This is a genomic window from Dapis purpurea BLCC-M126 (assembly GCF_050015975.1).
In the GTDB taxonomy this organism is placed as follows: domain Bacteria; phylum Cyanobacteriota; class Cyanobacteriia; order Cyanobacteriales; family Microcoleaceae; genus Trichodesmium.
Genome location: NZ_JBNHER010000102.1, coordinates 66,947 through 78,723 on the forward strand (window position 1 = coordinate 66,947; position 11,777 = coordinate 78,723).

5 protein-coding genes and 2 pseudogenes are annotated in these 11,777 nt (G+C 36.7%); 3 read left to right on the plus strand and 4 right to left on the minus strand.

The window, feature by feature from the left end; genetic code table 11:
- Positions 1 to 514: 514 nt before the first annotated feature.
- On the minus strand, positions 515 to 3,772 hold the full coding sequence (locus ACP6PL_RS09635; protein WP_426544936.1) for an efflux RND transporter permease subunit: 3,258 nt from the start codon (positions 3,770 to 3,772) through the stop codon (positions 515 to 517).
- A 728-nt stretch (positions 3,773 to 4,500) separates the two neighbouring features.
- Between ACP6PL_RS09635 and ACP6PL_RS09640 the strand changes: the two genes are divergently transcribed.
- A complete protein-coding gene (locus tag ACP6PL_RS09640) occupies positions 4,501 to 5,145 on the plus strand; it encodes a Uma2 family endonuclease (protein WP_426544938.1) in 645 nt (214 codons plus the stop codon).
- A 395-nt stretch (positions 5,146 to 5,540) separates the two neighbouring features.
- Positions 5,541 to 6,344, plus strand: coding sequence for a thermonuclease family protein (locus tag ACP6PL_RS09645; protein WP_426544940.1), 804 nt, complete (start codon positions 5,541 to 5,543; stop codon positions 6,342 to 6,344).
- A gap of 520 nt (positions 6,345 to 6,864) precedes the next feature.
- Here the strand turns inward: ACP6PL_RS09645 and ACP6PL_RS09650 are convergent.
- Positions 6,865 to 8,310 (minus strand): annotated as a pseudogene (locus ACP6PL_RS09650) (MFS transporter).
- A gap of 22 nt (positions 8,311 to 8,332) precedes the next feature.
- Positions 8,333 to 9,511, minus strand: a complete 1,179-nt coding sequence (locus ACP6PL_RS09655) for a citrate/2-methylcitrate synthase (RefSeq protein WP_426544942.1) — start codon at positions 9,509 to 9,511, stop codon at positions 8,333 to 8,335.
- A gap of 330 nt (positions 9,512 to 9,841) precedes the next feature.
- Between ACP6PL_RS09655 and ACP6PL_RS09660 the strand changes: the two genes are divergently transcribed.
- A protein-coding gene (locus tag ACP6PL_RS09660; protein ID WP_426544944.1) for an IS5 family transposase occupies positions 9,842 to 11,295 on the plus strand; the annotation gives its coding sequence in 2 pieces (ribosomal slippage) (positions 9,842 to 10,277 and positions 10,277 to 11,295; 1,455 coding nt in all).
- Between the two features lie 265 nt (positions 11,296 to 11,560).
- Here ACP6PL_RS09660 and ACP6PL_RS09665 read toward each other — a convergent pair.
- Positions 11,561 to 11,713: pseudogene (locus ACP6PL_RS09665) on the minus strand (TauD/TfdA dioxygenase family protein); the annotation flags it as partial.
- Positions 11,714 to 11,777 lie beyond the last annotated feature (64 nt).

Consider the following 11,777-nt stretch of genomic DNA (forward strand, 5'->3'; position numbering starts at 1 on the left):
TGTAATAATTTAGTTTTATTTTTCATCTACTTTTACTTGCCGTAAAATCAGGCGATTTGCTGTTACCAAAGAAGAAAATATAATAGTTAAAGTCAATCTAAATTATTTAAGTAATATAACATTCGTATAATTAGCTATAATAAAATCTTTGTTTGTATTTAGTTTTAACCCTAATACCAATTATTACAGCATTTTTCAGGTCAATCAACCACATTAAAAAAATGATAACCCTGTAAGGAAGTTGGATGTAACTTCCCTATTTTATGGTCTACTCAAATGAAAAGGGCTGTAAAAACTTTGCTATACTTGAATTTTTTATTTATAGATACTATTTATTGAGGTAATTTTATTTTTCACGCTCCCTCTGTTATTTATCTAGTTATTTTTACCATCTTCCAAGCGTAGGATTACGTTTAATAGATAGTAAAATATAAATACTTCAGGGGGCTAAATCCCAACTACAAGCTTAAATTCGCAAACTACTAAAAAGGCAATCAGCCCTCAACTCCAACTATCATCTTCTGAATTTTTCTACACCATTATCAACTTTACTGTCAACATAACTTTTTTTCCCATTATCGTTACTATTAACATGACCATTACCATTGCCATTCCCGTTAACATAACCATTTCCCTCAAAAGCTCCATTCATTTCATAACCTTCTGCCAAATCTTCAGCAGATGACTTACCAAATAAACCCAACTGCAAACCCTTCATAATCACATAAAACACAGGCACGACATACAAACTCAAAACTGTAGACACCAACATTCCACCCATAACCGACATTCCAATAGAAACCCGACTCGCAGCACCCGCACCAGAAGCAAATGCCAACGGCATTACTCCGAAAACTGTCGAAAACGCCGTCATTAAAATCGGACGAAACCGTAACCGCGACGCTTCAACCGCTGCCTTAGTAATAGACATTCCCTCTGCCAACAATTGGTTAGCAAATTCCACAATCAAAATTGAATTCTTAGTTGCCAAACCAATTAACATAATCAACCCAATACGACTATAAACATTAATCTCTAACTGCGCTAACCACAATGCCCCAAAAGCACCCAACAAAGATAACGGCACCGCCAACAAAATCACTACCGGGTCAATATAACTCTCAAACTGAGCTGCCAATGTCAAGAAAATAAAAATCAATGCCAACCCAAAAATATATACCGTTGCTTTACCTGCATCTCGAAACTGTGCTGACTGACCTTTTAAATCTATCCGCATATCGGCAGGCAATATCCTGTCTGCCAAATCATATAATGCCTGCAATGCCTCACCCAAACTAACCCCTGATGCGGGACTTCCTGTAATTGTTGCCGAACGAAAGCGGTTAAAATGGTTAATCTCAGGAGGAGTTGTGCTTGTCTTCACAGTAACTACATTACTCAAAGGTATCATCTCCCCTTGCTCGGTTCGCACATATAGATCCTCAATATCTTGGAGATTATTCCGAAACTCATCCTCAGCTCGCACAATTACATCATACCGTTGATTTCCTTGAGTAAAGTTCGTAATATCTTCCCCTCCCATCATTATTTGTAATGTCTGAGCAATATCCTCTACCGATATTCCTAAATTAGCAGCTTGGGAACGATTAATTTCTACTGTTATCTCAGGTTTATTAATTGTCAAGTCCGTATCAATATTACTTAGTTGGGGTAACTGTTGCGCCTCATTACTAAATTCTTGAGATACTCGCGCTAACTCTTCAAAATCATTTCCCTGCAAAACAAACTGTATCGGGCGACTGCGACCAGTACCGGGTAATGAACCAGGGTTAATTGGAAATACTCGTGCATCTGTAATTGGTGCAAATGCTCCAAACAACCGTTTGACAACTTCTTGTTGTGCTTGCTCTGGTTTGGTGCGTTCTGACCAGGGTTTGAGATTGGTAAAAGCAAAAGCTCGGTTAGCTTGAGCTGAACGACCAAACCCGGTAATACTGAAATAACCTCTCATTTCTGGCACTTGAGCAAGTTTATCTTCTACCTGACCCATGACATTATCAGTATATTGAACGCTTACTCCTTCTGGTGCAGTTACAGAAACAAATACCCGCCCCCGATCTTCTGTAGGCAAAAACCCTTGGGGCAACTGTTGGAATAACCAAACTATTACCCAAAAAGATAAGACAAATCCTAAAATTACTAATGGTTTGACTCCCATCAATAGACGTAATGAGCGATCGTATATTACTGAGATGCGACTCAGAGCATAATCAAATAAGTCTAGGGGAATGGCAAGTAGACGGGAGAGAAAATTTCTTTGTTTTCCTGATTCGTGTTTTTTGAGAATTCGCCCTGACAATGATGGTGCAAGAGTTAAAGCAACGAAGGTGGAAAATACTACTGACACTGCAAGAGTTAGAGCAAATTCATTAAATATTCGCCCTGAACTACCACCAGAAAATCCCACAGGTAAGAATACGGCAATTAAGACAATGGTTGTGGCAATGACAGCAAATACAACTTCCCTTACTCCTAATATTGCTGCTTGCATGGGAGTTTTGCCTTCTTCTTGAATATACCGGACAATATTTTCTAAGACAACAATTGCGTCATCTACCACTAAACCTGTCGAGAGTGTGAGAGCAAATAGGGTGAGAGTATTGATGGAAAATCCCATAAAAAACATTACCCCAAAAGCACCAATGAGAGAAACAGGAATTGTAATAGTGGGGATAAGAGTTGCTCGCCAATCTCGCAAAAATACATAGATAACTAAAACAACTAACAAAATAGCTAATAGTAAACTTTTCCAGACTTCTTTGATGGCAGTTTCGACAAACGTTGAGTAGTCAACACTGACGTAATATTCCATTCCCTCTGGAAAATCTTTAGATAATTCTTCCATCTTAGTTTTGACACCTGTGGCAACTTCCATAATATTTGCCCCAGAAATTTTACTAATTCCTAGACCTATTGCTGGTTTGCCATTGTAGCGGGCAATTGTGCGATCGCTCTCTGCTCCAATTTCTGCTCTGCCAATATCTCTTAATCTTGTCAGAGAAGTATCATCATTTCGTCTGATAATCAGGTTTTCATAAGCTTCAGGAGTTTGCAAACGACCAAAAGTCCGAATTGGATATTCTGTAGATTTTCCTTCTATTCTACCACTGGGAATTTCTACGTTTTGTTGTCTGAGAGCTGCTTCTACATCTAACGCAGTAATATTTCGGGCAGCCATTTTTCTAGGGTTTAACCATAGTCGCATGGCGTAGCGACGTTCACCACCAATTAAAATACTACCTACCCCATCAACAGTTTCTAAGACATTTTTAATGAATTTATCTGCATAGTTACTTAACTCCAACGGTGAATATTTTTCCCCAGTTAAAGCAAGCCAAATAATTCTTTCTTCGTCACTACTTCGTTTAGAAACTACTGGTGCATCAACTTCATCGGGAAGTCTTCTCATGGCGCGGGAAACACGACTACGAACATCTTGAGCTGCTGCTTCGATATCGCGACTCAGTTCAAATTCAACGTTTATGGAACTCGAACCTTCTCTAGTGCTAGAGGTCAGAGTTTTGACACCTTCAACGCCATTAATTTCTGCTTCTAGAATTTCTGTTACTTCTGTTTCTACTACTTCTGGGTTAGCTCCTGGGTAGTTAGTTCGGACGCTGACTACTGGGGGGTCAATGGTAGGAAATTCTTGTACTGGTAAACGAGTATAACCCACTAATCCAATTAGGATAATTAGTAGGGAGCATACTGAGGCAAATACTGGTCTTTTGATGAAAAAATTGGTAAACATTTTAGAAAGTCAAAAGTCAAAAGTCAAAAGTCAAAAGTAATATTTTGTTGTAACTGAGTGGGAAAATATAATTACATCTTAAGCGTAAAAAGGTAGTTTCTAAAGTTAAAATTAAAAGTTCAAAAATTAAAGGTAATATTTTGTTGTAACTGAGTGGGAAAACATGATGATATCTTAACTGCTAATCCCTAGTTTCTCAAATTATTAATTAAAATTTACACTAAGATTTTAACTGTAAATAAGTAGAAAAAACTGATTACATCTTAACTGCAAATAGCTAGTTGATTTGGTTATTGATTTGAGAAAATTCAAGAAGCTGAAACCCTCTTTGTGTAAATTCAAAATTCAAAATTCAAAAGTAATATTTTGAGGGTAAATAAGTGGGAAAATCTGATTATATCTTAAACTATAAATACCTAGTTGATTGGATTATCCAAGCAACTTTAACCCTCTTAGCGCTAAGAAAAAGAATGTTTTGGTAAACTTTTTCCTCCTAATACCTCCTTTTTTCCTCTTCTTCTGCGTCCTGACTACTGACTCCTGACTCCTACTTTTAACTTTGATTAAGTGGAAAAATCTAATTACATCTTAACTACCATAGCTAGTATATTTGATTCGTGAAAATTAAAGGAACTGAAACCGTAGTATAGAAAGATTATTGCCAGAGACATTGGCACGATTCCTGAAGGATAGATATAATAAACATATTCAGAAGTTTGGGTAATCTTATGAATAACCTCCAAACCAAATTATCAACAGATGTGTGGGTGAAAGCTACTTGGGATGAGTATATCCAAACTGTTCAGGAACAAGAAGAGACTAAATGCTATTATCACAATGGACAACTAAGAATTGAAATGGCTCCCCAAGGTTACGACCATTCTTATGATAACTTCTCCATCGGATATGCTGTAGCTTTATTCAGTGGTATCAAAGCTATTCCCTTAGTAGGACTTACTAACTGCTCTTTCCGAAAAATTGGTGAGGGAGAAGCACAACCAGACCTAGCATTCTACATTGGTGAAAATGCAGAAATTATTCCTCCAGATACAACTATTGTCGATCTAGATGTTTATCCACCTCCCGACCTAGTAATTGAAATTGCCAAAACATCTTTTGCTGATGATATTGGCAGTAAGCGAATGCTCTATGAAAAACTAAACTGTAGTGAATATTGGGTTGTAAACGTAGTTTATGCTCAACTAATTGCTTTTGCCATTGCTTCTGGTGGGAGTAGAGCGATCGCCAAATCACAAGTTTTACCTCCATTACCTTTTAGTTTACTCGAAGAAGCGTTGCGTCGATGTCGAACAACAGGTCGTAGTCAGATATATGCTTGGTTAATTAGCCAAATTCAGAATCTTAGGGAATAGGGAATAGGGGGAAATAATTGATAATTGATAATGGATAATTGATAATTATTTAGAGTTGAAATTTTTTGTACTTTTGAAAAAAATTCACCCTTTTTATATCTAAAGGAAATAGTTTACTTTTTTTCCAAAGTTTGGCAAACTAATTCATTATCAATTAAAAATATTATCCATTGGTAAATAGCTAGCAATTTATAATTATTGATGAAACAAATAATCAACAATATTTTGACTCACATAGGTCAGGTTAAACTACCTCCTCCATCATATATTGAAAAACTTCCACCCTTTTTATATCTAAAGGAAATAGTTTACTTTTTTCCAAAGTTTGGCAAACTAATTCATTATCAATTAAAAATATTATCCATTAGTAAATAACTAGCAATTTATAATTATTGATGAAACAAATAATCAACAATATTTTGACTCACCTAGGTCAGGTTAAACTACCTGCTCCATCATATTTTGATTCTCTTGAAACTTACACGGTTAAAAAAGTATCAGATGCTGACACCTTTGATGTTGTTGCTAATGATTCTGATACAGAAATGACTATCCGTTTCGTCTATATTGATACTCCAGAAACTCCTAAAGGATGGGGAGATTCACAGGTGGAAAAAATGAATCGTAAAAATGAAAATCCACTATATCGCAGTCAATTTGAATGGGGAGAAAAAGGCAAAGATAGACTCCAAGAATTAGTAGAAAAAAGTGGTAATCAAGTCAAAGTTAAAGTTACTGGAGAAGAAAAACGACCAGGGCGATCGCCTCGTTTTTTTGGTGAGGTTTATTTACTAGATGGTACTTTTGTTCAGCACATTTTAGTACAAGAAGGATTGGCTCGAATTTATTATGATTATATTAGTGAATGTCCTAGAGAAATTGCAATTATGTTGTTTTTGGCAGAAGCTGATGCTGAGATAAATCAGCGGGGAATATGGCAAGAACTTCAATCAGAATTTATTGCTCCTTGGTTATTTCGTTCACTAAAAAGTAAACAAAAGTATTTTCTTAAAGATATAAGTAAAGAATTAAAAGCAGGCTCAATTACTGAAGCTGAATTTGAAACTAAATTCAAGTCTAAGTTAAAGGAGCAAAATGATATTTTATCAACTGTTTTTGCAGACCTAAAAAATGGTATAATTACTCAACCTGAATTTGAGGATAAATGCAAAGAAGAACTGAATAATTTATTTGCATAATAGTTAGCTTTTTCATTTGTAGTACGGCCATCTTGCCTGTTATATCAAATCCGTTTGATTCGGTATAAAAAAATGTTCACTTCACGAGCGTCATTGCCAAATCTTTCTAAATTCTCCTCCTTCTTAACTCCTGAGGACTGAGTCCTTATTTAATTACACCAATGCTACCGGATTTGATATTAATAGTGTACCTCACTGATATAAAATTCGCTGTAATATCATGTCCGGTTGAATAGTGGGACTTGCAAACTTTTGACGCCAAATATAACCAAAACTATTGGTGTGACAGGCAATGACGTCATGATTTAGTCAACCAATCAAAAAAATGAAATTAACTAAGTAACTATACCAAATCCAGTTATGAAAAACCACTTTGTCCAAATCCTTCTAACCCTTCTGCCTTATCCAGTTAATCAACCTCCTATGTAAACCGGATTTAGTATTACAACCAAAACAAAACCTAGTAAGAACATTCCATGGAACGTCCCTAATGTGGTATACTTAAGAGAAAACCACTCTACTACAGATGAGTAGAAGTACTATTTTGTCGCTGCCAGAGGAATCCAGATATAAATACAGCTACCACAAGAAGAACAGATATAATACGAAAACTGGCTTGTTCTCCAAACACTAACGCTTCAACTGGCGCTGTTGTAGCTGAAAATGGGATATCTACCGGGAGTTGAGTAGCACTTAAGCGCGAAAACAGAATACCTATCAATGTTATACCCATCACCTGACCAAAAGCTCGTGAAAAGAACCAAAGTCCAGAGGCAACACCGAGATATTGTGCAGATACGCTTCCCATAATCGCACTTTGGTTAGGAGGTTGAAACAAACCGAAACCAATTCCATAAGGAAGTACCCGCAATATATAGCCCTTAAATGTCAAATCTTCGCTAAAAGTACTAATTGTTAAACACCCAAACAATAATAATACCATTCCAATTGTACTAATACTTCTTTCACCAAAACGATCAGCCAAATATCCAGCTACAGCACCTACACAGATTGCTAATATAGGCAGTACCGCTATCAATAATCCTACTTGTTGTTCGGAATAATGCTTAACGAGTACCAGAAAAAAAGGCATAATAAAAATGACACCCGTGCTGAAAGCATAGGAAATTGAACTTAGCAGTAGACTCAAGCTTAATTCTAGTGATCTAAATAAACTCAAGTTCAGCAATGGTTGATCTGATTGTTTCTGAGACCACAAAAAACTAACGCAACCTATTACCGATATCGCCAATAAAACCCAAGTTATATTACCATCTAAATCCTCTCCTTGTATCCGTGTCATCCCCAGTAAGAAACAAGTTAACGTTATCGCTAAAATCAATGCTCCCCAAAAATCAAAATCCTTTCGATCCTTATTGTTATTCCCCCTGGGAATTGTCAGCATCCCTAACACTATGGCAATAAAACAAATTGGCACATTAACCAAAAAAACTGAACGCCAACCAAAATGCTCTAGAAGCACTCCTCCTACCGTCGGTCCCAACGACACTCCTGCCCAACCTATGCTGGTGATGACCCCCAGGGCTAATCCTCGCTTGGCATCAGGGAACACTTCAGTTGCGATAGCAGGCGCCAGGACTGCAATAAACACAGCCCCAAATCACTGAAATATCCTTGCTGCAATCAATAAGTTAATTGTTGGGGCAATCCCACAGATCAATGAACTTATTGTAAATGCAGCCAGTCCAATGATATAGAGCCATTTCTTGCTCCATAAATCCCCCAATCGCGCTACACAAAGCACCAATACCGCCAGCACAAGAGAATAACTTAGAGGAACCCACTCAACTGTCGCAAAATCGCTATCTAAATCCTCTACCAGTCTTGGCAAAGCCAAATTGACGACATGAACATCTAGCGAGAACAAAAACGTTCCTAAACTCACCGCCAATAGGAGCCACCACTGTGTATAGTCCTGTATTTTACTACCTTCTGAACTTTTCATCTACTCTCAAATCTATTAATTTTTACTTCACGCCGACAGCAAAAGGACCAAACCATTTGCGAATCTCCTGACTGGTGCCACCAAAAGGAGGTTTATCTTTTTGTTCCAGAATATGAGCAACCATTGCCGAAGTCCGCGAACAGAGGAATAACCCTGTTCCATAGGGAGGTCTCATTCCCAGAGACAAAAATACAGCAGCGCTAACGCTATCAATATTTGGATTAATCCCCCGTTTCTCTTTCAAAAACTCTGCCGTAATATCGTAAATCTTAATAAAGTCCGATTGCATATCGATCTCCGATATAATTGACCGTAAACGAGGGTTTCTTGAATCAACCTTAAACATTGGGTGTCCAAAACCGTGGATCTTCTCCTTTTTAGCCAGGCGATCTTCCAAAATCTTGATCGCTACTGCTTCTATATCTCCCGAACATTCTTTGTGGATAGCAGTGAAGAAGTCCATTGCTTTTTCGCAAGCTCCGACGTGGGATGGTCCTGCCGCTGTAAAACCTGCGGCGATCGCTTGGTGGATAGGAACTCTCGTACTTGTGGCCACCCTGGGTAACATAACTGAGGGAGCAAGAAACCCCCAACCAGCGTGCAAGCTAACCATAATATCGTTGAATATTTTTCTTTCAGTTGAGTTACTAAAATTTCTATTAGTACAAAGCGTAAATATAGATTCAATATAGTCTTTCCCCTTAGTCAAAACTCTTTTCCCATTAGTTTTTTGGTGGTCAAAAAATTTTTCCTTATTTTCCTTAATCCACTGGATACTTTCGAGAGCAATAAACATTAAGGAAGGAATTAGACCAACATAATATAGACCAAGTTGACTGTCTCGATCCAATCCTATTGCATCCAAGTCAAACTCAGCGATCGTTTGTTCAAATGATTTCTTTTTGTCAACCATTAACCCGGCAATAATTGCCTGAGAATAAGTTGCACCCGAAGCGACTACAGTTTTAATCACTTCTATAGCTGCATCCTCCTCTGTTAAAGAAGAAAGCGCACTAGCAAGATAGCGATCAAGAAGTTGTTCTTGGGATGGAGTTGCCTCTTTGCCCATCAATAAGTGATAAATAGCCCCAGTAAATGTCAAATTACCAATTATGTCGTTTAGGTTCCTATTCCGAACGTACAATTCCTCTTGATTAAGAGTGGGTCCGTCTATATCTGTACCATGATATCTATATTCCATGTTATAATACTTCCTTATAATGATTTTGGGATTTACGGAGAAACCGGGTTTATTGACAAAATTTTGTGATTTGAACAACAAAAATTATAGTAATAAACCCGGTTTTTTTGGTGCTTCAGCAATTAACAATTAATAATTATCTAGACAAAAGTATTTATATATAACAGATATGTTACTAGCTTTATGTTTTTCAATTAATTACTAATTAGGGCTTGCTGATTAAATATAAAAGCATTGACAGATAAAGGTTTTAGGCTTTTTGGCTTGGAAAAAGTGTCTGGTTTTCAGCTAAAATACACCAAAAACTAGGTATCTATAACTGCACACACCATGTACAGAAAAGTAGGCCAACGTGATACTGCACCAGAAAATTTTGAACTGCCGTTCAATGGCCAATTATCCCTGGAGAATCGTTGGGTAGTGATGGCTAGTATAATTCCTTGGCAGAAATATGAAGATGTATATGCGATTAATTTCTCTGAGGAAAGAGGAGCGCCTGCCTTATGTTTTAGAATGGCATTAGGGGCATTAATTATTAAAGAAAAAATGGGTATAAGCGATAGGGAAACAGTAGAGAAAATCAAGGAAAACCCGTATTTACAATACTTTATCGGCCTTGAATCCTATAATAACCAAGCACCATTTGATGCCTCAATATTAGTTCATTTTAGGGAAAGAATAAGTACGAACTTAATCAATCAAATTAATTTAGATATGGTGAAAACTCAGGGTGAAAAGAAAAAAGATGAAGAGAAAAAAAAACCGAAAATTTAGAAGAAATCAAGGAGGGGAAAAATCAAGGTAAATTAATCATAGATGCTACCTGCGCTCCCGCCGATATTAGTTATCCGACGGACTTAAATCTATTAAATCAAGGGAGAATTAAAACCGAAAAAATCATAGATATTCTCTATAAAACTATAAAAAGCCAGTTTCAGCAAAAACCAATTACTCATCGTCAAACAGCAAGAAAAGAATATTTAAAGGTAGCCAAAAAAAGACGACCAACTTCCAGGGCAATTAGGAAAGCCATCAAAAAACAACTGAAATATGTAAGTAAAAATTTAACCACCATCAAGCTGCTAATAGAGAATGGTGCAAGTCTAGAAAGTCTAAGTCAAAGACAATATAAAACATTGTTGGTAGTCAGTGAAATATACCGTCAGCAACAATGGATGTGGGATGAAAAGCAACAACGAATAGAAGACAGGATCGTAAGTATAAACCAACCTCATGTACGTCCAATAGTGAGAGGAAAAGCAGGAAAAAGCACAGAATTTGGAGCAAAACTGTCTGCAAGTTGTATAGATGGATATGTATTTTTACATAGAATAAGTTGGGATAACTATAATGAATCAGGAGATTTAAAGGCTCAAGTTGAAGAGTTCAAAAACTATACAGGCCATTACCCAGAGTCGATTCATGCAGACCAAATTTATAGAACCAGAGAAAACCGAAAATTCTGTAAAGAGAAAGGTATTAGAATCAGCGGTCCTCCCTTGGGAAGACCACCAAAAAATATTGACAAAAAAATGAAGAAACAAGCTCAATTGGATGAAAGGTTACGGAACCATATTGAGGGTAAATTTGGGCAAGCAAAAAGAGGATTTAGTCTGGGAAAAGTGATGGCTAAACTTTCCGAAACTTCCGTAACAGCGATCGCAATTACTTTCTTAGTAATTAACCTTTCTACTCTCTTAAAAGAGGCTTTTTCTCTTTTTTTATACTTTTTTGCAGAACAAATTGTTTTTGCAGTCTATTTAATGATTTTAACTTATAATTAAATAAATAATGATAATCAAAAATTATTATTACTTTTCTTGAGAATAAAAAATCAACTGTTTTCAGATTTATTCAGCAAACCCTAATTATTCATTCTCTAAGTAATCTTAAATAAATCTCTGGGCGTTGAACAATTAGGAATGATGAAATCCGAAAGTAGATATTTTTGGATAATTCTTTCATCAACATATGTACAGTTGAAAATCTATTATAATTATTCCCTAATCTCCGAATACATTCTCAGCATTCAGTATGGCTTGTCGCCAGCTAATGTAACGCGATGCATAATAGTTTGAACCCATGATAGTCATTCACTGGGTTGTGCTGAGTGCAGCGATTATCCCAGAAAGCTAGGGAACCAGGCTGCCAGCGAAAGCGGCAGGTGAACTCCGATCTGACTTGATGCTCGAAGAGATAGTCTAATAGTTGCGGTGTATCGCGTTGTCCATTCTTTCCCCTTTTATATAAATTTTGCTTTTTCTAC

Coding starts and splice junctions, on each gene's coding strand:
- ACP6PL_RS09640 (WP_426544938.1), top strand. CDS start 4,501: ATGAATAACCTCCAAACCAAATTATCAACAGATGTGTGGGTGAAAGCT.
- ACP6PL_RS09645 (WP_426544940.1), top strand. CDS start 5,541: ATGAAACAAATAATCAACAATATTTTGACTCACCTAGGTCAGGTTAAA.
- ACP6PL_RS09635 (WP_426544936.1), bottom strand. CDS start 3,772: ATGTTTACCAATTTTTTCATCAAAAGACCAGTATTTGCCTCAGTATGC.
- ACP6PL_RS09655 (WP_426544942.1), bottom strand. CDS start 9,511: ATGGAATATAGATATCATGGTACAGATATAGACGGACCCACTCTTAAT.